27 protein-coding genes and 2 tRNA genes are annotated in these 24,532 nt (G+C 67.0%); 11 read left to right on the forward strand and 18 right to left on the reverse strand.

The genetic code is table 11. The features are described from left to right. Nucleotides 1-28 precede the first annotated feature (28 nt). Nucleotides 29-913: a tRNA glutamyl-Q(34) synthetase GluQRS gene (gluQRS, locus tag C6I20_RS13575; protein ID WP_118396720.1), complete on the forward strand. Its 885-nt coding sequence runs from the start codon at nt 29-31 to the stop codon at nt 911-913. Here the strand turns inward: gluQRS and C6I20_RS13580 are convergent. Continuing rightward, nucleotides 897-1,712, reverse strand: a complete 816-nt coding sequence (locus C6I20_RS13580; protein WP_118396722.1) for an alpha/beta fold hydrolase — start codon at nt 1,710-1,712, stop codon at nt 897-899. The two genes, gluQRS and C6I20_RS13580, sit on opposite strands and share 17 nt — an antisense overlap. A 101-nt stretch (nt 1,713-1,813) precedes the next feature. Here C6I20_RS13580 and C6I20_RS13585 point away from each other — a divergent pair, with 101 nt between their 5' ends. After that, entirely contained in the window at nt 1,814-2,353 is a 540-nt protein-coding gene (locus tag C6I20_RS13585; RefSeq protein ID WP_118396724.1) for a TetR/AcrR family transcriptional regulator, read from the forward strand. After that, nucleotides 2,353-4,494, forward strand: coding sequence for an MMPL family transporter (locus C6I20_RS13590; protein WP_118396726.1), 2,142 nt, complete (start codon nt 2,353-2,355; stop codon nt 4,492-4,494). Before C6I20_RS13585 ends, C6I20_RS13590 begins: the two co-directional genes overlap by 1 nt. Nucleotides 4,495-4,580: 86 nt before the next feature. Here the strand turns inward: C6I20_RS13590 and C6I20_RS13595 are convergent, their stop codons facing one another. Genes C6I20_RS13595 through C6I20_RS13610 form a run of 4 tightly spaced genes read right to left on the reverse strand, consistent with a single transcriptional unit; the run spans nt 4,581 to nt 7,653 of the window. Beyond that, entirely contained in the window at nt 4,581-5,492 is a 912-nt protein-coding gene (locus tag C6I20_RS13595; protein ID WP_118396728.1) for an ABC transporter substrate-binding protein, read from the reverse strand. Between the two features lie 21 nt (nt 5,493-5,513). After that, complete coding sequence (locus tag C6I20_RS13600; RefSeq protein WP_118396730.1) at nt 5,514-6,191, reverse strand: ABC transporter permease; 678 nt, start codon at nt 6,189-6,191, stop codon at nt 5,514-5,516. Continuing rightward, the gene (locus C6I20_RS13605; RefSeq protein ID WP_118396733.1) at nt 6,188-6,844 is read right to left on the reverse strand and encodes an ABC transporter permease; all 657 of its coding nucleotides are present in this window, start codon (nt 6,842-6,844) and stop codon (nt 6,188-6,190) included. Before C6I20_RS13605 ends, C6I20_RS13600 begins: the two co-directional genes overlap by 4 nt. Then, nucleotides 6,841-7,653: an ABC transporter ATP-binding protein gene (locus C6I20_RS13610; RefSeq protein ID WP_118396735.1), complete on the reverse strand. Its 813-nt coding sequence runs from the start codon at nt 7,651-7,653 to the stop codon at nt 6,841-6,843. The genes C6I20_RS13605 and C6I20_RS13610 overlap by 4 nt, the downstream gene beginning before the upstream one ends. A 273-nt stretch (nt 7,654-7,926) precedes the next feature. Here C6I20_RS13610 and C6I20_RS13615 point away from each other — a divergent pair, with 273 nt between their 5' ends. From C6I20_RS13615 to C6I20_RS13630, 4 genes are all read left to right on the forward strand, one after another. After that, nucleotides 7,927-8,235 (forward strand): hypothetical protein, encoded by a 309-nt coding sequence (locus C6I20_RS13615; RefSeq protein ID WP_118396737.1) that lies wholly within the window; start codon nt 7,927-7,929, stop codon nt 8,233-8,235. A 67-nt stretch (nt 8,236-8,302) separates the two neighbouring features. Further along, nucleotides 8,303-8,379 (forward strand) — tRNA-Asp (locus tag C6I20_RS13620). Between the two features lie 116 nt (nt 8,380-8,495). Further along, nucleotides 8,496-8,569, forward strand: a tRNA-Phe gene (locus tag C6I20_RS13625). A gap of 59 nt (nt 8,570-8,628) precedes the next feature. Further along, a complete protein-coding gene (locus C6I20_RS13630; RefSeq protein ID WP_118396739.1) occupies nt 8,629-9,384 on the forward strand; it encodes an SDR family oxidoreductase in 756 nt (251 codons plus the stop codon). Here the strand turns inward: C6I20_RS13630 and C6I20_RS13635 are convergent. Further along, nucleotides 9,381-10,283, reverse strand: coding sequence for a sterol desaturase family protein (locus tag C6I20_RS13635; protein WP_118396741.1), 903 nt, complete (start codon nt 10,281-10,283; stop codon nt 9,381-9,383). The two genes, C6I20_RS13630 and C6I20_RS13635, sit on opposite strands and share 4 nt — an antisense overlap. Before the next feature lie 72 nt (nt 10,284-10,355). Between C6I20_RS13635 and C6I20_RS13640 the strand changes: the two genes are divergently transcribed. From C6I20_RS13640 to C6I20_RS13650, 3 genes are all read left to right on the forward strand, one after another. Further along, a complete protein-coding gene (locus tag C6I20_RS13640; protein ID WP_118396743.1) occupies nt 10,356-10,970 on the forward strand; it encodes a TetR/AcrR family transcriptional regulator in 615 nt (204 codons plus the stop codon). Next, nucleotides 10,967-11,773, forward strand: coding sequence for an SDR family NAD(P)-dependent oxidoreductase (locus C6I20_RS13645; protein WP_174232955.1), 807 nt, complete (start codon nt 10,967-10,969; stop codon nt 11,771-11,773). The genes C6I20_RS13640 and C6I20_RS13645 overlap by 4 nt, the downstream gene beginning before the upstream one ends. 73 nt (nt 11,774-11,846) lie before the next feature. After that, the gene (locus tag C6I20_RS13650; RefSeq protein WP_118398934.1) at nt 11,847-12,335 is read left to right on the forward strand and encodes a PGPGW domain-containing protein; all 489 of its coding nucleotides are present in this window, start codon (nt 11,847-11,849) and stop codon (nt 12,333-12,335) included. A 58-nt stretch (nt 12,336-12,393) separates the two neighbouring features. On the opposite strand, the gene C6I20_RS13655 is transcribed toward C6I20_RS13650, so the two are convergent. The 3 genes from C6I20_RS13655 to C6I20_RS13665 all read right to left on the reverse strand — a co-directional run bounded on the left by C6I20_RS13655 (nt 12,394) and on the right by C6I20_RS13665 (nt 15,042). After that, entirely contained in the window at nt 12,394-13,353 is a 960-nt protein-coding gene (locus C6I20_RS13655; RefSeq protein ID WP_118396745.1) for a phosphotriesterase, read from the reverse strand. Between the two features lie 76 nt (nt 13,354-13,429). Then, nucleotides 13,430-14,227, reverse strand: coding sequence for an alpha/beta fold hydrolase (locus C6I20_RS13660; RefSeq protein ID WP_118396748.1), 798 nt, complete (start codon nt 14,225-14,227; stop codon nt 13,430-13,432). Next, nucleotides 14,224-15,042 (reverse strand): alpha/beta fold hydrolase, encoded by an 819-nt coding sequence (locus C6I20_RS13665; protein WP_118396750.1) that lies wholly within the window; start codon nt 15,040-15,042, stop codon nt 14,224-14,226. The genes C6I20_RS13660 and C6I20_RS13665 overlap by 4 nt, the downstream gene beginning before the upstream one ends. A gap of 94 nt (nt 15,043-15,136) precedes the next feature. On the opposite strand from C6I20_RS13665, the gene C6I20_RS13670 reads away from it, so the two are divergent. After that, nucleotides 15,137-15,625, forward strand: coding sequence for a MaoC family dehydratase (locus tag C6I20_RS13670; protein WP_118396752.1), 489 nt, complete (start codon nt 15,137-15,139; stop codon nt 15,623-15,625). Between the two features lie 48 nt (nt 15,626-15,673). On the opposite strand, the gene C6I20_RS13675 is transcribed toward C6I20_RS13670, so the two are convergent. From C6I20_RS13675 to C6I20_RS13715, 9 genes are all read right to left on the reverse strand, one after another. Next, nucleotides 15,674-16,336, reverse strand: a complete 663-nt coding sequence (locus C6I20_RS13675; protein WP_118398936.1) for a TetR/AcrR family transcriptional regulator — start codon at nt 16,334-16,336, stop codon at nt 15,674-15,676. Between the two features lie 36 nt (nt 16,337-16,372). Next, on the reverse strand, nt 16,373-16,666 hold the full coding sequence (locus C6I20_RS13680; RefSeq protein WP_118396754.1) for a putative quinol monooxygenase: 294 nt from the start codon (nt 16,664-16,666) through the stop codon (nt 16,373-16,375). Beyond that, nucleotides 16,663-17,628 (reverse strand): cyclase family protein, encoded by a 966-nt coding sequence (locus C6I20_RS13685; protein WP_118398938.1) that lies wholly within the window; start codon nt 17,626-17,628, stop codon nt 16,663-16,665. Before C6I20_RS13685 ends, C6I20_RS13680 begins: the two co-directional genes overlap by 4 nt. Nucleotides 17,629-17,657: 29 nt before the next feature. After that, complete coding sequence (locus C6I20_RS13690) at nt 17,658-18,707, reverse strand: phosphotransferase family protein (protein WP_118396756.1); 1,050 nt, start codon at nt 18,705-18,707, stop codon at nt 17,658-17,660. Nucleotides 18,708-18,709: 2 nt separating this feature from the next. Further along, on the reverse strand, nt 18,710-19,498 hold the full coding sequence (locus C6I20_RS13695; protein WP_118396758.1) for an SDR family oxidoreductase: 789 nt from the start codon (nt 19,496-19,498) through the stop codon (nt 18,710-18,712). Beyond that, a complete protein-coding gene (locus C6I20_RS13700) occupies nt 19,495-20,727 on the reverse strand; it encodes an acyl-CoA dehydrogenase family protein (protein WP_118396760.1) in 1,233 nt (410 codons plus the stop codon). The genes C6I20_RS13695 and C6I20_RS13700 overlap by 4 nt, the downstream gene beginning before the upstream one ends. A 162-nt stretch (nt 20,728-20,889) precedes the next feature. Beyond that, nucleotides 20,890-21,900 (reverse strand): ABC transporter permease, encoded by a 1,011-nt coding sequence (locus C6I20_RS13705; protein WP_118396762.1) that lies wholly within the window; start codon nt 21,898-21,900, stop codon nt 20,890-20,892. Further along, nucleotides 21,897-23,456, reverse strand: coding sequence for a sugar ABC transporter ATP-binding protein (locus tag C6I20_RS13710; RefSeq protein ID WP_162891330.1), 1,560 nt, complete (start codon nt 23,454-23,456; stop codon nt 21,897-21,899). Before C6I20_RS13710 ends, C6I20_RS13705 begins: the two co-directional genes overlap by 4 nt. Nucleotides 23,457-23,512: 56 nt before the next feature. Then, nucleotides 23,513-24,496, reverse strand: a complete 984-nt coding sequence (locus C6I20_RS13715) for a sugar ABC transporter substrate-binding protein (RefSeq protein WP_162891331.1) — start codon at nt 24,494-24,496, stop codon at nt 23,513-23,515. Between the last annotated feature and the right edge of the window lie 36 nt (nt 24,497-24,532).

Below are 24,532 nucleotides of genomic sequence, written 5' to 3' on the forward strand. Positions count from 1 at the left end.
GCCTGCCGCCGCCCGGCACAATGGCACTGTGAGCGCTGGACGATTCGCCCCCTCGCCGTCGGGTGACCTGCACATCGGCAACCTGCGCACCGCGCTGCTCGCGTGGCTCTGGGCACGCCACTCCGGGCGTGACTTCCTGCTCCGCATCGAGGACCTGGACCGCGTACGGCCAGGCGCCGAGCGACGTCAGCTCGCCGACCTGCGCGCGATCGGGCTGGACTGGGACGACGAGCCGCTCCGGCAATCCGAGCGCCATGCGTCCTACGCCGAGGCGCTGGACCAGCTGGAACGTGCGGGCCGGACCTACCAGTGCTTTTGCTCCCGACGCGAGATCCGGCAGGCCCCCACGGCTCCGCACGCGCCTCCGGGCGCCTATCCCGGCACATGCCGGGAGCTCACGAACGCCCAGAGTGCGGATCTTCGCCGGCGGCGTCCGGCCGCTCTGCGCCTGCGAGCGGACGTGAGCAAGTTCGTCGTGCAGGACGAGATCCACGGCTCGTACGAGGGAGCCGTCGATGACTTCGTGCTGCGGCGGGGCGACGGCGTGCCGGCCTACAACCTCGCGGTTGTCGTGGACGATGCCGAGCAAGGCGTCGACCAGGTCGTGCGGGGCGACGACCTGCTCGCCTCGTCGCCCCGTCAGGCCTACCTCGGAGGGCTGCTCGGCGCGGCGATCCCGACCTATGTCCACGTGCCGCTCGCGCTCAACGTCACGGGTCGACGCCTCGCCAAGCGCGACGGGGCCGTGACGCTCGAGCAGCTGCGCCAGCACGGCGTCGATGCCTTCGACCTGCTGGCAAGGTCCTGGGGCCTGAGCGGCACCTCCCCCGTCGAGCTGCTGCGATCATTCGACCCGACCACTCAGCCGACCGGCCCGTGGGTGTTCCGGCCGCCAACTAGTGCTGGTCGATGAACGCCTCGATCAGGTCGCTGAGCGCATCAGGCTGCTCGATCGTGCTGGAGTGGCCCGAGTCCGGGACGATCTCCAGACGAGCGCCATCGATCGCGCCGGTGATGATCTCGGACTTGGCGACCGGCGTCGCGACGTCATCGGCACCGACGACCACGAGGGTCGGCGCGGTGACCTGACCCAGCTCGGGCAGGATCGCCAGCCGGTCCGTGACGCCGTAGATCGCCTGCTTCATGCCCGAGCGCTTGACCCCCCTGACCTCGTTGAGCCACGCCTCGATCTGTGGCTTCGAGCGATCACTGGCCAGGTAGGTGGGTCCGAACATCAGCGGCTTGACCTGTGAAGCGACCGGTCCCAGTCCGAGCAGGCCGTAGATCTTCGCCAGCAACCTGTAGCGGCTGACCTTGTCCGGGTCCTCGGGACCTGCGCTGGTGTCCAGCAGCGTCAGCGAGCGGATCAGCTCGGGCCGTCGGGCAGCGAGCCGCATCCCCACGAAGCCACCCATCGCGAGCCCGACGTAGTGGACCTTGCCGAGGCCGAGCTGCGCGATGACAGCCGCTGCGTCGTCGGCCAGGGTGTCCATGTCGTAGCCCCCGCTCGCGGCGGGCGATCTGCCCTGCCCACGCCAGTCGATCGTCACGCAGCGATACCGGGAGGCCAACCGCTCCACCTGCGCATCGAACATCCGGCCGCTGAACAGCAGCCCATGGCCGAAGACGACCGTCGCGGCGTCGGGTCTTCCGGCCGGAGTCTCGGTGTCCTCGATGTTGATCTTGGCGCCGTTGATCTCGACGAGCGGCATGCAGACCTCCTCTGTCCGCTCCGAAGCATGTCAGGCCGGCGCAGACTTCGCCAGAGCGCACCTGTTGACAAAGTTTGTGAGTCATCACTAACTTGTTGCGCATGGCGACCGGGAAGCGCATGAAAGCCGAGGACCGCAAGGTCATGATCCTCGAGGCAGCGATCGAGGAGTACGGCCGATCCGGCATGCAGGCGACCTCCACCGAGCTCATCGCGGAGCGGGCAGGCGTGTCGCAGCCCTATCTGTTCCGGCTGTTCGGCACCAAGGACGGGCTGATCAGCGCGGCGATCGAGCATCACACCGCCAAGCTGCGCCAGACATTTCGCGACGCGGTCGAGCAGCGCGCCTCGGACGCGTCCCCGCTCGAGGCGATGGCCATGGCGTACATCGGCTTCATGACCGAGGATGCCAACTCGCTGCGCTGCCAGCTCCACACCTGGGCGGCCGGGTCCGATCCCGCCATCAAGGACGTCGCCCAACGCACGTATCGCGAGATCTGGGAGGAGATCGCCGAGCTGAGCGACGCCTCCGCCGACGAGGTCCGCGACTTCATGGCGCACGGCATGCTGCTGACCGTCGTGGCCGCCCTCGACCTGACCGAGCTGTACGGCGATCCGTACGCCGTTGCGAAGGAATTTTGATGTTCACTGCCCTGAGCCGATTGGCCAACACCCATCCACGTCGCGTCCTCGGGGCGACTGTCCTGTTCTTCGTCGTCGCCGGGGCCCTCGGCGGGCCGGTCGCCGGGCTGCTGAACAACGACAACGACTCGTTCTCGGACACCGGCGCCACCAGCGCCCGGGCGATCACCCAGATCGAGCAGGCCAGCGGCCAGGACGCCTCACCGAGCGTGATCGTGCTGGTCGACAGCGACGACAGCAGAGCCATCAACCAGGCGACCGCTGTGCTGAAGCAGGAAGTCGCCGTCGCGCAGGTCGTCGGTGGACCCGACTACGGCAAGCAGTTCCTGTCCGAGGACGGCACGCAGACGTACTTCGCAGCGATCTACAGGTCCGGCGTCGATGCAGACCTGACTACCGAGCACCTGCGCGACCGGCTCGGCAGAATCGACGGCGTACGGGTCGGCGGCTTCGGCCCGGCGTACCAAGAAGTCAATGAGCACGTCGAGTCCGACCTCATCAAGGCCGAGCTCATCGCGTTCCCGCTGCTGTTCATCGTGTCGCTGCTGGTCTTCCGGTCGGCCGTCGCGGCCCTGCTGCCGCTCCTGGTCGGCGGTCTGACCATCGTGACCTCGTTGCTGATCGTGCGAGGCATCAACGAGTTCGTCGACATCTCGATCTTCGCGCTCAACCTCATCACGGGCCTGGGCCTGGGCCTGTCGATCGACTACTCGCTGTTCCTGGTCTCCCGCTACCGCGAGGAGCTCGAACGCGTGGGGCCCGGGGCCGAGGCCATCCGTCGCACCGTCGCGACGGCAGGTCGCACCGTCGCCTTCTCCGCTGTGACCGTGGCCGGCGCCGGCCTGGCGCTGCTGGTCTTCCCGCTGCGCTTCCTCTACTCGATGGGCATCGGCGTGACGGTCGTTGCGCTGGCCGCCGCGGCAGTTTCGCTCATCGTGCTCCCCGCATTGTTCGCCGTGCTGGAGCACCGGGTCAACGCCCTCGCGCCGAAGCGCTGGCGCCAGGCCCAGCTGGCCGAGGCACGATCGGAGGTCAAGGGCTTCTGGTACCGCTTGTCGAAATTCGTCATGCGCTTCCCGGTCGGGACCGCGATCGCTGGCGCAGCAGTGCTGCTCGCGCTCGGCACACCGTTTCTCGGCGTGAAGTTCACCGGCGTCGACGCGACGGTCCTGCCCGAGGGCAGCCCGTCCAAGTCTGTCGACTCGATCCTTCGCAGCGAGTTCGTCGGTGCCGAGTCGTCGCCGATCATCGTGGCGGTCACGGCCCCACAGTCCGGCGCCGCCGACATCCAGACGTTCGCCTCGTCGCTCGGCTCTCTGGACGGTGCGGGCCAGGTTGCCGAGCCTCGCTTCCTGGGCCGGGACACCTGGCAGGTCGACGTCATCCCAGCGGACTCGACGCTCGACGACAAGACGCTGAACCTGGTGTCCGACATCCGAGCAGTCGACGCGCCCGGACCCGTACTGGTCGGCGGCCAGAGCGCCGAGCAGGTCGACCAGGTCGCCTCGATCGCTGCCAAGATTCCACTGGCTCTGGCGATCCTCGCGACGTTGACCTTCCTCACGCTGTTCTTGATGACCGGTTCGGTGATCCTCCCGATCAAAGCCCTCCTGATGAACGTGCTGACGATCAGCGCGACGTTCGGCGCGCTGGTGCTGATCTTCCAGGACGGCCGGTTCGAGGGGATCTTGGACTACTCGAGCCAGGGTGCCCTGGAGTCGACGCAACCCGTGTTCCTGTTCGCGGTGGTGTTCGGCCTGTCAACCGACTACGCGGTGTTCCTCCTGACCCGGATCAAGGAGGCGAGGGACGCCGGGGCTGGTGAACGCGAGGCCGTCGCCCTTGGTCTGCAGCGGACCGGACGCATCGTCACCGCGGCCGCGCTGCTGTTCGCGATCGCGCTCGGCTCGTTCGCGACGTCTCAGATCATCTTCATCAAGGAGCTCGGAGTCGGCACGGCGCTCGCGGTCCTGATCGATGCGACGATCGTTCGCGCGATGTTGGTGCCCTCCCTGATGGCACTGCTCGGCAGAGCCAACTGGTGGGCACCGCGACCGCTCCGGAGTCTGCACGACCGATTCGGCATCAGCGAGGGCGATCCGGTCGACCACGTCCCGAGCCGACAGAGCGTCAACGCCTGACCCACCCCCACGTTGAGCCTGACGTTTCTACAGACACGTACGGCGTGTCGGAGCAGAAACGTCAGGCCCAGCGGGTTGGTGAGGTGCTAGATCAGGCCCTTGTCGGTCAACCACTGCTTGGCCAGGTCCGCAGGAGCGGCCTTGTCAGGTCCCTGGTTCTTGGTGTTGAGCTCCAGCAGGTCCTGCGTCGTGAGTTGAGCCGAGATCTCGTTGAGCACCGTGGTGACGGTGTCCGACGCCTTGTCACCATTGATCAGCGGCACGACATTCTGCGCCGCGAACATGTTCTCTGGGTCCTCAAGCGTGACCAGCTTGTTGGCCAGGATCGACGGGGTCGTGGAGTAGATGTCCGCGACGTCGACCTTGCCGCTGAGCAGTGCCTTGAGCGTCGCGGGGCCCCCGCCGTCACTGATCGCGGTGAACTTGGCACCCGTGATGCCGTAGATCCGTTCCATGCCTGGCAGGCCGAACGGGCGGGTCTTGAACTCGGGGTTCGCGCCGACCTTCAGACCATCGATCTTCTTCAGGTCACCAATGGTCTTGAGACCCTCGGACGCCGCGAACTCGGGCGTGACGTTGAGGGAGTCCTTGTCCTCAGCCTTGGAGACGTCGAGCACCTTGAGCTTGCCCGGCAGTGCGTCACCGAGCGCCGCAGCGACATCCTCGGAGGAGGTCGCGGTCGCCTCCTTGTCGACGTACTGGAGCAGGTTGCCGGAGTACTCCGGGAGGAGGTCGATCTCACCGTTCTCCAACGCGGGGATGTAGGCCTCGCGGGCGCCGATGTTGAGTTTTTTGTCGACCTTGACGCCCTTGGCCTCCAGGGCCTGCGCGTAGATCTCGGCGATGATCTCGTTCTCGGGGAAGGCCGCCGAGCCGACCGTGATGCTGTCGGCGGGCGCCTTCGCCCCGTCGGTCGGGTCACTGCTGCCGCAGGCAACGAGCGACAGTCCGAGCAGGGCCGCTACTGCGATTGCCGCAGTTCGCTTGTGGATGGTCATGATTCTCCTTGTTGGGTGGGGTCAGACTTGCGAAGGGGAAAGAGCGGGACGAGCGCCGCGCGCGAGGCGCTGAAGCCCGGCGAAGATGCCGTCGAGGGTGAGGGCCAGGGCCACGACCAGGACCGAACCGCCCACCATCTGGGGATAGTCCCGAGTGGCCTGGCCATCGATGATGTAGCGGCCCAGACCGCCCAGCGATACGTACGCGGCGACCGTCGCGGTGGCGACGACCTGCAACGTTGCGGACCGGAACCCACCGACGATGATCGGCAGCGCGAGCGGTATCTCGACCTGGGTCAGGATCTGCCACTCGGTCATGCCCATGGACCGCGCCGCATCGATGGTCTGCCGGTCGACCGACTCGAGCCCGGAGTACGCGCCGGCCAGGAGGGAAGGGATGGACAGCACAACCAGGGCGATCAGCGGCGGAGTCAGTCCGATGCCAATGAACAGCACGATGAAGGTCAGCAGGCCCAGTGTCGGCAGCGCACGCAAAGCCCCCGTGATCGACACCGCGGCGGTGCGCATCCGGCCGGTGTGCCCGATCCACAGCCCGAGCGGAATAGCGATGACAGCGGCGATCAGCACAGTGTCTGCCGTATAGCCCAGGTGCTGGAGCAGGCGGTGGGGTACGCCGTCGTCGCCACTCCAGTGCGCGGAGTCGGTCAGCCAGTCCACCGCGTCGGTCCAGATGCTCATGCGGCGCTCCTGACCGGCCGGCCCAGACTCGCCCACGGCATGAGCACACGGCCCATCAGGACGAGGAACAGGTCGAAGACCAGGGCGAGCAGCACCGTCGCGGCGATGCCGATCACGATCTCGGTGTTGAACGTGCGGCGATAGCCGTCGGTAAACAGGGAGCCGAGACTGCTCACCCCGATCAGCGCACCGACGCTGACCAGGCTCACGGTGCTGACCGCCACGACCCGGAGGCCCGCGAGCAGCACCGGGCCGGCGAGCGGCAGTTGGACGCGCAGGGCCCGCTGCGCAGGGGAGTAGCCATTGGCCGAGGCGGCGTCGAGCACGGCCGGCGACACAGATCCGAAGGCGTCCGAGGCCGTGCGGACCATGATCGCCGCGGCGTAGATGCTCAGCGCGATGATGACGTTGACCGGACTCAGGAAGCCCGTGCCGAGCAGGCCCGGCAGCACGGCGAACAGGGCAAGCGACGGGATCGTGTAGAGGATGCCGACGAAGCCCAGCACGCTCCCGCGGAGCCGGGGATGGCGATCGGCGTACCACCCGATCGGCAGCGCCACGACGAAGCCGACCACGATCGGCACGGCGCTCAGCCACGCGTGCCGCACGGTCAACGACCACACGTAGGCGAAGTTGTCGATCAGCCAACTCATTCGGACAGGACTCCAGCAGCCTTGCCCGACTCATCGAGCACGATCTTCCTGCCGTCGCGCTCCTCCACGTGCAGCTTGCGAGTGCCACGGTCAAGCCCGACGAAGCTGCTGACGAACGCATCGGCCGGCTCTGCGAGGATCTCGGCCGGGGACCCGACCTGAGCGATCTCCCCGCCCTTCTTGAGGATCACGACCTGGTCGCCGAGCAGGAACGCCTCGTCGATGTCGTGCGTCACGAACACGATGGTCTTGTCGAGGTCGCGCTGCAGGCGCAGCAGCTCGGTCTGCAGCTCCTCGCGGACGATCGGGTCGACCGCACCGAACGGCTCGTCCATCAGCAGGATGTTGGGATCGGTCACCAGCCCTCGTGCGACGCCCACGCGCTGCTGCTGCCCACCGGACAGCTGGCTGGGGTACTTCGTCGCGAGCGAAGCGTCCAGCCCCACGGTCTCCAGCATCGCGTACGAGCGGTCGCGGGCCTGCTTCTTGTCGACACCGGTCAGCCGCAGGACCGTCCCGACGTTGTCGATGACCGTCCGGTGTGGGAGCAGGCCCGAGGCCTGCATGACATAGCCGATGCTGCGCCGCAGCTCGACCCGGTCCCGCGTCGCGATGTCGACGTCGTCGATCAGGACCTGGCCGTGGGTCGGGTCGACCATCCGGTTGACCATCCGCAGCAAGGTCGTCTTGCCGCAGCCGGACGAGCCCACCAGGACAGTCGTTGAGCGCGATGGCAGCGCCAGGCTGAAGTCGTCAACCGCCTCCGTACCGTCTGGGAACGTCTTGCCGATGGAGCGGTACTCGATCATGCGGTCCTCCGCGGGGCGCGATAGGTAGGCATTGAACAGGGGATGAGGCTTGAAACAGTCTGGCCTGAACCGGAGCAACGGGCAATCGCTGGCCGCGGTCGCCTTCGATCCTGGCGCATGTCCATGACAGAACCACCCCAGCCCGCTGTTGATTCCCGCTCGGGCACATGGTCGGCGATGGCGGGTCGTACGGTCGTCTAGCCGGGATGCGGGACGGGCGTCCGAGGCTAGGCTGGATCGCGAGCGCTTCGGCGCAGGCAAGGAGGACACCCCATGAAGTTCTTGGTCATCATCGTCGTCATCGCGGCCGTCGTGGCAGTGCTGTGGCTGCGTACCGTGCGGCAGGGAGCCACCACGACTCAGCATCCGCGCAGCATCGACGACACCGTCAGGCCCGCGCCGGGCGGCGAGATCCGGCTTGATGCACCTTCCACCGGCATCGGCACGCCCTTCGGCGACGCAGCACAGGAATCGGCTGCTGCACCGGGTTCGGACTTCGCGTGGGAGCCGGAGGTCGCCGATCCCGATGGGGATGCGACCGGACGAGGCCCGCAGACCCCCAGAACGCATCCGACGGAGTGACCCGTTTTGTCCCACGGCTCGCCTGTACGTTACAGTTACGGCGCGGTTCAGCCGCGTTTCACAGCAAGGCCCCGTAGCGCAGTTGGTTAGCGCGCCGCCCTGTCACGGCGGAGGTCGCCGGTTCGAGTCCGGTCGGGGTCGCCAGCTGAAAGATCCCACGCACCGGAGTCCAGGTGCGTGGGATTTTTGCATCTCCAGGCTGCCGATTTCAGTCGGCCGCACGCGGTGCGATAAGGTGATCGTCGCTCGTTCGCGAGCACGGCCAGGTAGCTCAGTTGGTACGAGCATCCGCCTGAAAAGCGGAGGGTCGCCGGTTCGACCCCGGCCCTGGCCACCCACATCTCCACCCCGCACGGTCCGCCTCGTCAGGCGGGCAGGCCTAGTCTGGATCACATGGATCTTGGACTCACCGATCGCGTCTACCTGCTGACGGGGGCCACCGGCGGCCTTGGCCGGGCCACGGCACAGGCCTTGGTCGACGACGGTGCCCGCGTCGTGATCTCGTCCCGCTCGCAGGAGTCGGTCGACCGCGCCGTCGCCGAGCTCGGCCCGCTCGCGGTCGGCCGGGCCGTCGACAACGCCGACCCGGCGGCACCCGGACTACTCATCTCGACTGCACAAGAGACGTTCGGTCGCCTGGACGGCGCCCTGATCAGCGTCGGCGGCCCGCCCGCCGGTCCGATCCTCGAGCGCACGGAGGAGGAGTGGCGCGCGTCGTTCGAGACGGTGTTCCTCGGCGCCATGCGTCTCGCCGTCGCGGTGGCCGAGGAGCTCGACGAGGGCGGCTCGATCGCGTTCGTCCTGTCGACGTCGGTCAAGGCCCCGATCCCCGGGCTGGGCATCTCCAACGGCCTACGGCCCGGCCTGGCGATGGCCGCCAAGAACCTCGCCGACGAGCTCGGCCCGCGCGGCATCCGCGTCAACGGCCTGCTGCCCGGTCGGGTCGAGACGGCCCGGGTCCAGCACCTCGACTCGCTGAGCGCGGATCCCGCCGCGTCCCGGTCGGCCGCCGAAGGGACCATCCCGCTGCGTCGCTACGGCCGGCCCGAGGAGTTCGGTCGCGCCGCGGCCTTTGTCCTGTCCCCCGCTGCCGGCTACCTCACCGGAGTCATGCTGCCGGTCGACGGCGGGATGTCACGCAGCCTCTAGGCATCCTGCGATGCGGTCTCCCGTGGCTGCTCGGCCTCGACCCGAGACTCCCCCCGCTGCCAGCCCGGCGGCATGAAGACGTAGCCGAGCTTGTGCCGCCAGCTCGCGGCACGGTGGACGTCGCGGAAAAGCTCGCCGTACGCGCCGTACTGCAGGCGGAGCAGGTTGTACGTGTCGACCGGGACGGTCAGTCCGTAGGTCGGACGGAACAACTCGTGCTGGAAGGTCCCGAACATCCGGTCCCACACGATGAAGATGCCGGCGTAGTTCTTGTCCAGGTACTCCGGGTTGCTCCCGTGGTGGACCCGGTGGTGCGACGGCGTGTTGAAGACCAGCTCGATGGGTCGCCACATCGTGTCGATGCGCTCGGTGTGCACGAAGAACTGGAAGATCAGGTTGAACGAGAACGCGACGTAGAGCATCCACGGCTCGAACCCCAGGAAAGGGAACGGCAGCCAGAACAGGGCCTCGGCCCACGGGTTCCACTTCTGCCGCAGCGCTGTCGACAGGTTGAAGTACTCGCTGGAGTGGTGCGCCTGGTGCGCCGCCCAGCCGATCCTGACCCGGTGCACGAAGCGGTGCTGCAGGTAGAAGGCGAGATCCAGCCCGATGATCAGCAGCGCCCAGGACCACCACGTGTCGGTCGGCAGGTGCCAGGGGGCGAGGTGGACGCTGACCGCGACGAACACGACAAGGGTGCTGAGCTTGAAGACCGCGCTGGAGAAGATCGAGCCGACCCCCATCCAGAGGCTGGTCCGAGCATCCTTGCGCTCATAGCCGCGCATCTCCTCGTCCGTCTCGAGGAAGCGGAAGGCCGCCAACTCGATGAGCAACGACAGGATGAAGAAGGGCGCCGCCACCAGCGTGGGGTTCTGCAGCGGGTCGAGGAACTCGCTCATCGATATTCTCCTGACTGATATGACCTTGGGGTAAGTTACCACGATCATATATGCCGGCGCTAGAGTGTTCTCGTGGTCAGACCCAACGCCGGAACCAAAGGCGTCCCCCGCCTCGACCGGGAGACCCAGATCCTGGACATCGCGTCGGAACAGTTCGGAACGCATGGCTACGCCGCCACGTCAGTTGCTGCGATCGCTGGGCTGGCAGGCATCTCCAAACCGCTGATCTACAACTATTTCGGCTCGAAGGAGGGCCTGTACGAGGCCTGCCTCGACCGCGGCGGCTCGCTGGTCGCCGACGAGATCGAGCGCATCGCCCGCGGAGACACGGTCGGCATCGAGCGCGGCATGCAGACCCTCGGCGGGATGTTCGCGCTCCTGGAGCGGCAGCGCTACCTCTGGCGGCTGTTCTTCGATGTGACCGCGCCATCGACGGGGCCCATCGCCGACTCGGTCACGCTGTACGCCGACCGGATCGGCAAGCTCGCCGAGGAAGGCGTCGCCGAGCTCATGTCCCTGGCGGGCAACGACGACGAGCTCGACGTATCCGCCATGACCGCGGTCTGGCTTGGCATCGTCGACTCGCTCATGAACTGGTGGGTGGACCACCCCGACGACACTGCCGAGCAGATGATGCAGAGGTGCCTGCGGCTTTTGCGGGCCCTGCTCGGGGCGGTCGAGCAGTGACCGGCCGCCTGCAGGGTCGAACCGTCGTCCTGACCGGCGCGTCCAGCGGCATCGGCGCCGAAGCAGCGCGCAAGCTCGCGCGGCTCGGCGCGACGGTGTGCCTGCTGGCCAGGCGTGAGGACGATCTGGAGATCATCCGTGCCGAGATCGCTGCGGCCGGCGGCACTGCTCACACGTACGCGGTGGACCTCGCGGACCCCGAGGCTGCCGAGGCCGTTGCGGCGCGGCTGCTCGCAGAACACCCCCGGATCGATGCCCTGGTCAACAATGCGGGCCGTTCGATCCGGCGCCCCATCACGGACTCGCTCGACCGCGTGCACGACTACGAGCGCACCATGGCGATCAACTACTTCGGCGCGGTGCGGTTGACCCTCGCGCTGGTCCCGCGCTTCCTGGAGCAGGGCCACGGACATGTCGTGGTGTCGTCGAGCATGTCGACCCAGGTGCCGATCCCGCTGTTCTCGGCCTACCTCGCGAGCAAGGCGGCGCTCGAGTCGTTCACCCGGTCGTTGACCGCCGAGCTGGGCCACCAGGGAGTCACCTCGACGGTCGTCTACTTCCCGATGGTCCGCACCGAGATGTCGGGGGCGACCTCGATCTACCAGGCCATGCCGATGCTGAGCGCGGACAAGGCGGCCAACTGGCTGGTCAAGGCAGTTGTCGACAAACCGACACGGGTCACGAGCCTGCCCGGCGCGATGGGCGAGCTCGGCATGGCGACGCTGCCCGGTGTCATCACCAAGGTGTCACAGCCGCTGTTCCGCCGCATGGACCGGAGCCTGGCGAGGCGCACCAAGCGCTGACTCCGGGCTTGTCGTGCGGGGACATCGGTCGGTTGCCATGATGGGGCATGACCTCGCAGCCGATCGTGCCCGCATGACCACCGACCGGCGACGCAAGTCCAGCCGCGTGATCCGCCGGCTGGTCCTCGAGATCGTCGGCTGGACGCTGGTGCTCGCCGGCGTGGCCGCACTGGTCCTGCCAGGACCGGGCCTGCTGCTGCTCGTGGCCGGGCTCGCCGTGCTGTCCCAGCAGTACGAGTGGGCCGAGCGGCGGCTCGAGCCGGTCAAGATCCAGGCCTTCAAGTCCGCTGCCGACGGCGTGCAGACGTGGCCACGCATCATCGCCAGCGGCTCGGGCGCCGTCGCGCTCGGAGCGATCGGCGTGTTCTGGGGCCTGGGGTCCGAGGCGCCGGGCTGGTGGCCGGTCCGCGACAGCTGGTGGCTCATGGGCGGGTGGGGCACCGGAGCGACGCTGATCCTGTCGGCGATCATCGCGCTGGGCTTCATCGTCTACAGCTTCCGCCGGTTCCGCGGTGTGGCGGATCCCGAGGCAGCGGCCGAGCGCGCCGCGCGCGGGGACTGATCCGCGACGTCGCCGTGCGACAGGCGGACGAGGGACCGGAGCCCCCGCCCGCCGCTTGTCACTCGAAGTGGCGACGCGGGTTGGCGACCAGGATGGTCTCGATGTCGGCTTCGGACACACCACCCTCGAGCAGGGCCGGGATGACGTCCTCGCTGATGTGCCGGAAGTGCCAGTTCGGCGCCGCCGCGTGCTTGGCTTCGGGGCTGAAATAGTCGATGTAGCAGTTGGCATCGTGGGCCAACGTGATGCTCCCGGCATAGCCACGGCGCACGAGCTCGATGATGGTCGTGATGCGCTCCGAGAGCGGGTTGAACAGATCGAGCCCGAACCGGTCCATGCCGAGCAACGAGCCGGCGTCCGCGACCTTGCAGAGGTAGTCGAGGTCGTTGGTGTCGCCGGAGTGACCGATGATGACCTTGGCGAGGTCGACGCCCTCCTCCTTGAGCACCTTCTGTGCCACGAGACCGGACTCGGTCGTCGGGTTGGTGTGGACAGTGATCGGCGCGCCGGTCTGCACGTGTGCCTGGCCGACGGCCCGCATGACGCGCTCGACCCCCGGCGTGAGCCCTTGGTGCTCGATCGCACACTTGAGCAGACCGGCCCGGATCCCGGTGTCGGCGATGCCCTCGGTGATGTCCTTGACGAACATCTCGGTGAGCGGCTCGGCGATGTCGACGAGCAGTCCCGGGCCGCGGTGCTCGAACTGGTGCGGGATGTCGTTGTAAGTGTAGACGCCCGTGCCGACGATGATGTTGAGATCGACCTGGTCGGCGATCTTCTTGATCCGGGGGATGTAGCGCCCCAGGCCCATCACGGTGGGATCCATGATCGTGTCGATCCCGACGGCCTTGAGGTCGGTCAGCTTCTGGACCGCGTCGTCGATGCGCTCCTGCTCGTCCCAGTCGGTCAGGTAGTTCTCCTTGTACTCGGTGTTGAGCACGAAGACGTGCTCGTGGACCAGGGTGCGGCCCATCTCGCTCGAGTCGATGGAGCCGTTCGCGGTCTGCACGGTCGTCATCGGGTGGTCCCTCCAGTAGAAGATATTGAATGTGGGTTCAGGTTCGGGTTCAGTGTGTCCCCGCTCACACGGTTGGTCAAGAGACTGTCTGCCCCTCGGACAGGAAGGACAGCACCCGCTCGATGACGACGTCCGGCTGCTCGATGATCACGCTGTGTCCTGCGGTCGGCAGGCTCCACAGCTCCGCGCCGGCGATGCCGTCGACCACTTCCTGCGACCACTCCGGCGGCCGGGCAATGTCCTCGCCCCCGCTGACGACCAGTGTCGGTGCACTCACGGCGGGCAGCAGGTCAACGGCACTCTCTCGCCCGACGACACCGCGCACCGCGTGGTGCAGACCGGGTCGCAGCGCGGCAATGTCGGCCCGCATCTTCGCGAGGACGTCGGCCCGGCCGGGATCGTTGCGGCAGGTCTCCCCCAGCATGATCTGTACAACCATCTCGAGGATGTCGCCGACGAACCCGTGCCGCGACACCTCCTCGGCGATCGGGCGGAACGCCTCCAGCTGCTCGGGCGGCTCGGCCCGGACGGACGAGCCGAGCATGACCATCCGATCGATCGCCTCGGGTCGTCGCGCCGCCACCCGGACGGCGACGTCGCCGCCCATGGACTGGGCGACCAGGTGGACACGGTCCAGACCCAGCCTGGCGAGCAGGTCGAGGATGTCATCGGCACAGATGTCCATCGTGACGGTCTCGGTCGCATCGCCGTTACGGGCCTGCCCACGGAACTCCGGGCGGATCACGCGGAGGCGACCGGCTGCAGCCTGGGTGAAGGCGTCGAACATCGTGTGGTCGAGGAACAACGAGTGCAGGCAGACCACAGCGGGCAGATCGGCCTCGCCGGTGTCGGCGACGAACAGGTCGGCGCTCATGACCGAGCCGCCAGTGCATCGAGTCCGGCCAGGTGTCGCTCGAGGACGTCGATGACCGCCTCCGGGTTCTCCATCGCATGCACGTGCCCCGTGCGCTCCATGATCTCCAGCGTGGCGCCGGGCGTGCCCTCGACGATCTGGCGCGACTTCGGTGGCGGGTAGGTGTGATCCTCCGTCCCGGCCACGACGAGCACCGGGACCGAGATCGAGCCGAGCTCGTCCAGCACCGGGAGGCGGTGGGCGATGTTCCATGCGGCGTCCGCGTACTCGGGGGTACGGCTGCGCAGCATCGCGGTCACCTCGGCCAGCACCTCGGCGCGAGACGGGTCAGTGAGGGTGGTGTCGCCCATCATGAACTGCAGCACGCCGTCGAGCACCGGCTCGATGCCGTGCTGGGCGAGGACCTCGACGAGTCCGTCCATCTCGTCGGCCTGCTCCTCGACGTCGGCCGACGTCCCCATCAGGACCGCCGAGCTGATCAGGTCAGGCCGGCGGGCCGCGAGGCGAAGTCCGACAAACCCACCCATCGAGTTGCCGACGAAGGTGCACGGTCCGGCGTCGAGCGCCTCGATCAGCGCAGCGGCGTCCTCGGACAGCGTGTCCATGTCGAGCTTCTCGCGCACATCACGAGCGCTCTCGCCCTGGCCCCGGTGGTCATACCGGATGACGCGATACCGGTCGGACAGCGCCGCAGCCTGCGCCGCAAACATGCGTACGTCGAAGAACATCGAAGGGCTCATCACGATCGCGTGGGCGTCGCGTGGGCCCTCGTCCTCGTACCGCAGAGTCGTCCCGTTCACGTGGATCATGGCCATATGAGTCTCCTAGAGTGTGATGGGCGTCACCCTACTTGAATCCGCGTTCAGGTTCAAGTAACCTGCGCTGCACGCCCACGCCACGGAGGAAGTCATGCCCGAGACCACCGCACCGATCCGCCCGACGTCGATCAAGGACCTCCAGGAGCTGGTCGGCACGACCCTCGGCCCGACGGAGTGGCACGACGTCACCCAGGAGCGGATCAACGCCTTCGCCGACCTCACCGGCGACCACCAGTGGATCCACGTCGACCCCGAGCGGGCGGCCCAGAGCGAATTCGGCTCGACCATCGCCCACGGGCTGTACAGCCTGTCGATCGGCCCCCGGTTCATGGAGGATCTGATGGCGTTCGATGGCTTCGCCCACAGCCTCAACTACGGCTACGAGAAGGTGCGCTTCCCCGCCCCCCTGCCGATGGGTTCACGCGTTCGCATGCATGCCACGATCCAGTCCGTCGACGACGTCGGCGGTGGCTCGGCCCACATCATCACGACACAGCTCTTCGAGCGCGAGGGGTCGGACAAGCCGGTCTGCGTCGCGCAGTCGGTCGGTCGCTTCACGGAGTATCCCGCGAAAGCCTGAGGGTCCGACGTTCCGCGGCTTCCGCGGAGGCCGGGCCACGGCCCGGCCTCAGTCGGCGCGCTTGCCCAGGCCCAGCGCGTTGGCCCACAGCCGGGTGCTGGTCTCGACCAGGTCGTCGACCGACCAATTCTCGCCCAGCGCGAAGCTCGAGTACGCGAGTCGACCGACCATTCCCGAGAGCGCCCGCGCCGTCATCAGCGGTTCGAGCCCGGGATCGACCAGACCCTCCTCCTGCATGCGCGCGATGCTCTTCGCGTTGCGTCGCGCGAATGCCTCGCCTCGCTCGAGCCGGCGCTGTCGGAAGTCCTCGTCGATCGTGGCGACCTGCTCCTGGAGCATCATCAGCTTGGCGTTGCGCTTGTAGGTCTGGAAGTAGGCCCGGTTGCTGGCCTCGATGACCGCGACGGGGTCGTCGGTGGTCTCGACATGCGGCATGCCCGGGTGGAGCATCTCGTCCTTGGCCGCCTCCATGACGGCAAGGAAGATCTCCTCCTTGCTCACGAAATACGTGTAGAAAGTGCCGGTGGAGCAATTGGCCTGCGCCGTGATGTCGGCCAGGCGCGAGGCCAGGAAGCCGTCACGCTCGAAGACCACCCTGGCCGCGGCCACGAGTGCCGCTCGGGTACGCACCCCCCGTGCCGTGGTGGGTGGCTCCTTCGACGCGGTGGTGTCCGACAGCGTCATCGTCTTCCACTCCTTCCGTTCGGTCATCTTCACTTTGTACTGAAACCAGTATCACGTGGCGCGTCAGGCTACCGGGTCGAGCACCCGGACATCGGGCGGACTGGCCAGCTCGGGGCCCATGCGCGCCGCAAGCTCGGTGAAGTGCTCGGAGGCGCCGTGCGCTCGGAGGTCGTCCTTCGAGGCCCACCGCTCGACCATCATGAGGGTGTCCGCGTGGCGGCGCACCCTGAACAGGTCGTAGCGCAGGCAGCCCTGCTCGGCACGTACCGTGTCGAGCGCGCCGGCAAGCAGGTCGGCCACGACGTCCCCCCGTCCGGGCAGCGCCTCGATGGTGGCGATGACATCGAGCGCGGTCATCGGATCACGACCGGGTTCACCGGCGCGCCGGTGCCGCCGACGACCTTCAGCGGTGCCGCGGTGTAGAGGAACGTCCACCTCTGGTCGGCAGCACACGCGGCTGCCAGGTCGTCGAGCCAGGCGATCTCGGTGAACGCGACCCCGAGGTTGCGCATCAGTGCGCTGTGCAGCGGCAGCGTGACGCCGGTCCCCGGTTCGAAGGTGACCTCGTTGGCGATCGTGTCGGTGACCAGGTTCGGGATCTCCATGTCCTGGAACCACTGCACCAGCTCGGGGCTGTAGGTCAGGCCGGGCTCGAGGAAACCGTCGTAGAACTCCTCCGGTGTCTGCCCGTAGTAGGAACCGATGAAGCCGGTGCGGATCAGCAGGATGTCGTGCTTCTCGATCGTCACGCCCTGGGCCGCGGCGATCTCCAGCAGATCCTCGTGGGTGAATGTCTCACCCTTGTCCAGGACCGTCTTGCCTCGGTGGCGTGCCACATCGATCAGCACGCCACGACCCACGATGCCACGTTCGGCAATCGGCAGCACCGACGCCTTCGACATGTCACCTGCCGTCGTCGACGCGTCGTAGCCGTTCCAGATCTGGCCGCCGTACCAGACATGGCCCAGCGCGTCGTACTGCGTCGAGGCCTGCAGGAACAGCGTCGCGACGTCATCGGCGTAGTGGGCGCCGCCGGGGGTCTCATCACCCTCGCCGCGCTCGAAGAACGACTCGTCCATGACGTTCTTGCGCTGGATGCTCTCGCGTCCGGGCCACACCGGGTCACCGTCGGGGTTGCCCATGCGAACCTGCAAGGTGAAGACCTCGCCGGTCTCGACGTGCCCGACACCGCGCAGGATCTCGCCGCTGGTCAGGTAGTTTAGCGAGCCCACCTCGTCGTCGGGACCCCACTTACCCCAGTTCTTCGGGGAGTCCTTCAGGAAGTCGCCGACGTACGGCGTCTGGTTCTCGGCGGTCATGGTGCTCTCCTCGTAGGTGATGGGTGATGTCAGGTGTCGAGTCCGGCGGCGGCAGCGGTGCGCCACGCCCGGTCCACGAGCTGCTCGATGAAGATCGGCTCGGGCGGTCCGCCGTCGGCCGCGTTGCGCGGATCGTCCAGAGAACGCCGCAGCACGCCTTCGCAGATGACCGCGATCTTCCAGAGCCCGAGCACGTGCCAGTAGTCCAGGTCCGCATCGTCGCGCCCGGAGGCCGCCAGATAGGAATCGCGCAGGGTGGCCCGGTCGACGAAGCCCGGCAGCGCCGAAGCAGCGAACAAGGCGGTGGGTGGGTCGTCGGCCTCCGGCCAGTAGGCGAGGAGGCTGCCGATGTCGGCGAGCGGGTCGCCGAGGGTGCTGAGCTCCCAGTCGAGCACGGCCCGCACGTCGCCGGTTCCGGGATCCGCGATGACGTTGCGGATGTGGAAGTCGCCGTGCACGAGGGTCACCTCGCGCTGCTCGGGCACGCGGCGCCTCAGCAGCTCCGTCATGGCGTCAAGCTGCGGCAGGTCGCGAGTGCGACTGTCGTCCCACTGCCGCGACCACCGCTTGATCTGCCGTGCGGCATAGGGCGCGTGGCTGGCCAGCCCGTCAAGGCCGACCTCGACGATGTCGACGTCGTGGATCGCAGCCAACGTCGCGCCCAGGGCAGGTCCGAGAGCGGCCCTCAGGTGCATCGGCAACGTGTCGGAGACCTCGGGCCGGTCGACGACCAGTCCGTCAACGTGCTCCATCACCACGACGGGCGACTCCGCCAGCCGATCGTCGACGTACTCACCGAGGACCCGGGGTACGGGGACCCCGGTGTCCTGCAGGGCCGAGAGGATGCCGAACTCACGGTGCACATCGTGCGCCGACTCGAGCAGGTTCCCACGGGGCGGACGTCGCACGATCCAGCGCCCTGCCCCGGCGTCTCGGACCAGGTAGGTGAGATTCGACTGGCCCATGCCGACGCGTTCTGCCGTGAGCTCGCCCGACACGTCGACGCCGTCACCGCACATCACCTCGGCCAGGATCGCAAGGTCGAGTGCGACGTCCTGGGCAACCCGTGTCGTGTCCATGGTCAGTGACTTCCGGCCGTCGCCATGGCGGCATCGGCTGCTGCGCCCGCGTTGATCATCTGCCCACCGTCGATGACCAGCGTCTCGCCGGTGATCCACGACGACGCGTCCGACGCGAGGAAGCAAATGGCCGATCCGACGTCGTCCGGCTCGCCGATGCGACCCAGCGGGGTGCGATCCGCGACGGCCGGCTCATGCTCCTTCCACAGAGCCTCGGCCAGGCGAGTGCGCACGACGCCGGGCGCGACCGCGTTGACGCGGATCTGCGGCCCGAGCTCGATCGCGAGCTGCTTGGTCAGGTGGATCAGTGCCGCCTTCGAGACGTGGTAGCCCCCGAGGTCAGGACCCACCGACAGTCCACCGATCGACGCCGTGTTGACGATGGATCCGCCGTGATCGCCCATCCAGGCCTCGACGGCGAGCTTCGACCACAGGATCGGCGCCCAGAGGTTGACGTCCATCGTCTTGGCAAAGCGCCCGTGGTCCTGTGACAGGACCGGGCCGAAGGCCGGGTTGGTCCCGGCGTTGTTGACCAGGATGTCGATGCTGCCGAAACGTTCGAGGGTCTGCTCGACGCACAGCCGCGCAGCAGCCCCGTCGGTCGCGTGGGCGCCGATGCCCAAGGCCCGGTCCCCCACCGAGGAGGCGGCCGCAACAGCCGCCTCCTCGGTGCGGGACGTGAGCACGACGTTCGCACCCGCACCGTGCAGCGCCGCCGCGGCGGCGAGGCCGATCCCCCGCGATGCGCCGGTGACGATCGCGGTGCGCCCTGCGAGCGTCGCCTCGGTCACTTCTTGTTCCACTCCGGCGAGATGCGACGGAGCTCGACCTGGGCGATGGTGCGCTTGTGCACCTCGTCCGGGCCGTCGGCCAGACGCAGGGTCCGCTGGTGGGCGTAGAAGCTGGCGAGTGGGAAGTCGTCCGTGATGCCGCCGCCGCCGTGGACCTGGATGGCCCGATCGATGATCTTGAGAGCGATGTTCGGGGCCGCGACCTTGATCGCCGCGATCTCGACCCGGGCCTTCTGGTTGCCGACGGTGTCCATCAGCCACGCGGTCTTGAGCGTGAGCAGACGAATCATCTCGATGTCGATCCGGGACTCGGCGATCCAGTCCTGGATGTTGGAACGGTTCGCGACCGGCTCGCCGAACGTCACACGATTCTGCGCACGCGAGATCATCAGGTCGAGCGAACGCTCGGCCATGCCGATCGAGCGCATGCAGTGGTGGATCCGGCCCGGTCCGAGACGGGCCTGGCTGATCATGAATCCGTCACCCTCCTCGGCCAGGAGCGCCGTCTTGGGGACCCGGACGTCCTCGAACAGGATCTCGGCGTGGCCTTCACGATCCATGTATCCGAACACCGGCAGACCGCGGACGATCGTGACACCGGCGGCGTCGATCGGCACGACCATCATCGACTGCTGGCGGTGCTTTGCCGCCTCGACGTTGGTCTTGCCCATCACGATGAGGACCTTGCAGTTGGCGTGCAGGGCGTTGGACGCGAACCACTTGCGTCCGTTGAGCACGTACTCGTCGCCGTCCGCGTCCATGCGGAGCTGGACGTTGGTGGCATCCGAGCTGGCGACAGCCGGCTCGGTCATGCAGAACGCCGATGCGATCTCCCCGGCCAGCAGAGGCTTAAGGTACTTCTCCTTGTGCTCATCGGTCCCGAAGAGCTGCAGCACCTCCATGTTGCCGGTGTCGGGAGCGTTGCAGTTCATCGACTCGGGGGCGAGATAGGGGCTGCGGCCCATGATCTCGGCCAGCGGCGCGTAGTCGAGGTTGCTCAGGCCGGGCGAGCCCCAGGCCGCGTCCTCGTGCGGGTGGAACAGGTTCCACAAGCCGCGCTTCTTGGCCTCGGTCTTGAGCTCCTCGAGGATCGGGGGATGGAAGTTCGCGTCGCCCGACTCAGCCATCTGTGCGGCGTAGACAGACTCCGCAGGGTAGATGTGCTCGTCCATGAACGCCAGGAGCTTCTCCTGGTACTCGAGCGCTCTCGGGCTGTGTTCAAACTTCATCAGATCTCCTTGTGGGATAGCGGTGCAAAAAATTGAGGACGTCGGTGGGTGAGGCTGGCCGCGCGTTCGACAGGGTTGGCGCCCTGGAGGGACGCACCCTTCGGGGTGTCGGCATCATGGGCCAGCGCTCTCACCATACATGAATCCGAGTTCAGTTTCATGTCATGCCGCCGCCGCACGTCGGCGGGCCAGAGAGCCGACACCGACACCGAGGATGAGCAGCATTCCCTGGAAGAGGTACTGGTAGTACGTCTCCAGACCAATCAAGGCGATCGAGTTGAAACCGACCGAGACGGTGATGACACCGACGATGGTGCCGATGATGTGGAACTGTCCATCCCTCAGGACCGCCGAGCCGAAGAACGCCGCAGCAAATGCGCTGAGAAGATAGGAGTCGCCGGCCGCAACGGCCGCACTTCCGGTGCGGCTGGCCAGCAGGAAGCCCGTCAACGCCGCGCACGCGCTGCAGACTGCGAACGCAATGACACGGATCCGATCGACGCGGATGCCTGACAGTTCCGCAGCCACGGGGTTACCACCGACGGCCTGCATGGACTGCCCGAGCACCGTCCGGTTGAGCAACAGCCAGAGAAAGACGCCAAGACCCAGCATCACGAAGACGGGATAGGGCACTCCGAGGAATCGGTTGAACGAGAGGTTGATGAAGGCGTCAGGATTCTCGAGGGAGATCGGCGAGCCGTCGGAGATGGCGTAGTTGATGCCGATCACGACGGTGCCGACGCCGAGCGTCGCCACGAGAGCTTGGACGTTGAGGTAGGTCACGACGAAACCGTTGACCAGGCCGAGGCCGAAGCCCATGACCAGAACTGTCACGAGAGCCAACGGGATCGAGAACCCGGCCTTCAGCATCACGGTGCAGGCCACAACTCCGGACAGGCTCGCCACGTTACCGATGCTGAGGTCAAACTCGCCGGTCACCAGAGCGAACGTGAGACCCATGGCGATGATCGCCGCAAGGGCACTCTGATTGAGGATGTTGACGAGGTTGCTTGTCGTGGCGAACGTGTTGGGTTCCAGGATTGAGGTCACCACGACGAGGATGCCGAGCACGAGCAGCGCACCATAACGCCCCAGCCAGCGCATCGACCTGCCACTGCGCGTAGCTGTGGTCTCCGATGGTGGAATGACAGTTGGCTCGATGGTGGAGGTCATGCGGTCTGCTCCTGTTCGGTTGTGCCGAAGCACAGTGAGGTGAGGTGGTCCTTGCCTGCCAGGTGGGCCGGCACATCTTCGACAAGACGCCCGGAGCGCATGACGAGCACTCGGTCGCAGATCCCGAATTCCTCGAAGTCGCTCGAGATCATGAGCACCGACATCCCATCGGCGGCCAACGACTGGATCAATCCGTAGATCTCGGCCCGGGCGCCGACATCGACGCCGACAGTGGGCTCGTCGAGGATCAGGAGCTTCGGGCCCGTCACGACGTACTTGCCGACGACGACCTTCTGCTGGTTGCCGCCGCTCAGGTCGACCACGTGCTGCTTCTCTGATCGGATCTTGATGCCGAATCGCTCGATGATTCCGCGCGCATTCGCCGATGCCGATCGCGGGTCGTACCGGTGGAGCAGACGACGCTCCGCACCGATCGCCGCCATGTTGAGGTTCGCGGTCACGGTGTCGGCGAGAACCAGACCCTGCGACCGACGCTCCTCGGGCACCAGCGCCACACCGTGGAGCAAAGCCTCATGAGGCGAGGAGGGTCTGAACCTCTCCCCGCCCATCGTCATGGCCCCGGACTGGGCGTGGTCGGCGCCGACGATGATCCGTGCGAGCTCGGTCCTGCCTGCCCCGACCAGACCGGCGAGGCCGACAATCTCGCCCTCCCCGATCGCGAAGCTGACATCGAGGACCTTGGGCGCCCGGGTCACTCCGCTCACCACCAGCCGCTCCCGGGTGGGCGCGGCCTCGTGCTCGGCAACCGCCGCGGTCAGGTCAGGGACCTCGCGTCCGACAATATGGGTGGTGAGCTCGCGGCGCGAAGTCGAGTCGGCCGGAACCGTGGTGATGAAATGACCGTTGCGGAAGATCGTCACATCGTCCGACACCTGCAGCACCTCTTCGAGCCGGTGCGAGATGTAGAGGATGCCGACTCCGTCCCGCTTGAGCTCGTCCATGACGCCGTAGAGACGCTGCGCCTCCTCGTCGGTGAACGAAGCAGTCGGCTCGTCCATGGCGACGACCCGGCCCAGACGCATCAGCGAGCGGCCCAACGAAACCATCCAGCGATCTGAGAGCGAGAGCTCAGCCACCGGGGTGTCGAGCGGAACCCGGTACCCCAGCCGATCCTGGACCTCCATGGCCTGACGCCGGACACGGCGCCGGGCCAGCATTCCCCACGTTCCTTGGACGTCCGACCCCATGGCCATGTTCTGGAGAGCAGTGAACTTCGGGACGAGGTTGAGCTCTTGATGGACGAAGCTCAGCTGAAGGGCCGACGAGTCGCGGGGCGATAGGATGTCGACCCTTTTGCCGTCGATGAGGATCTCGCCCTCGTCGGCCGACTCCAGGCCCGCCAAGATCTTGACGAGCGTCGACTTGCCCGCTCCGTTCGCTCCACACAGCGCCATGACCTTGCCCGCATGCAGGGAGATGGAGACCCGATCCAGTGCGTGGCTTCCACCGAAGCTCTTGGAGATGCCCTTCATCTCGAGCAACGGTGTGGCCGCGGGAGGGCCCACCACTGCTCGCGTTTCCGAGAGGTCTCTCATGTCGTCGCTCCTAAAATCTGCCGTGGTGCCACGCACCGGATCAAGTCCCATGTCGATCAGCCCTGGTTCGCGCCGGGGTGCGTCTTCAAGTAGTCCGCGACGTTGTCCGCCGTGACCATCTCGTAGGGCACCGGCTTCAAGCTCTGCTTCGCGTCCGGACCGTCAGCGATGATGCGCGGCGACTCCTCGAACAGGGTCTTGCCGGCCGCGACGGGCTGAGCTGCTGCGGTCGCCCGCAGCGTTCCGTTCTCGACGGCCTTGATACCTGCCGGCGTTCCGTCGATGCCGTAGATCTTCACATCAGTGCGGTTGGCCTGCTTGGCGGCGACAAGAGCACCCATGGCCGGGTCATCGAAGCAGGCCCAGATCGCGAGCGGGGTATCGCCCTTCGGGTGCTTGGTAAGCCATGCCTGTGCGAATCGAGTGCCGGAGTCCAGTTGACCGGGAATGGTGACCTCTTCACGCGACACCTTGATCGCGGTGCCCTCCAGTGCCTTGTCGAGCGTCTTCTCGCGACCCACGCACGGCGCGCCGGCCTTGTAGCCGAGCTTCAGCAGGTCGCCGCCGTCAGCGAGGTCTGACACGACGAGGTCAGCGATGTCCTGGCCGGAGGTCTCGATCACGTCCATCCCGAACGGAACGCCGTCAGTGGTGCCACCGGCGATGGAGGCGACCGGGATTCCGGCGGCCTGAGCTGCCTTGACGCCGGCCGTGAGCTGGTCGCTCGGGAACACCGAGACGATGATGAGGTCGACCTTCTTCTGGACGAAGTCCTGCATGGCGCCGATCGCCTTGTCGACGGCTCCATCAGGATTGGCTGTCGTGACCTCCCAGCCAGCCTTCTCGGCCAGGTCCTTGTACGTGTTGATGACCGCCTCAGTGGTGATCTCGCGGGGGGCGAACCGGACGATGCCGACGCTGTACGTCTTGCTTCCGTCGCTCCCGGCGTTGTTGTCGGAGCTGCTGCTTCCGCCGCATGCGGACATGATCACCAGGGCTAGGCTGGCGATGACGCCGAGCCCAATCTGTCGAACCTTCATGCTGTCTCCTGTTGCTGTCGCCACCCTGGAAGGGGC

This window comes from Aeromicrobium sp. A1-2 (assembly GCF_003443875.1).
Classification (GTDB): domain Bacteria; phylum Actinomycetota; class Actinomycetes; order Propionibacteriales; family Nocardioidaceae; genus Aeromicrobium.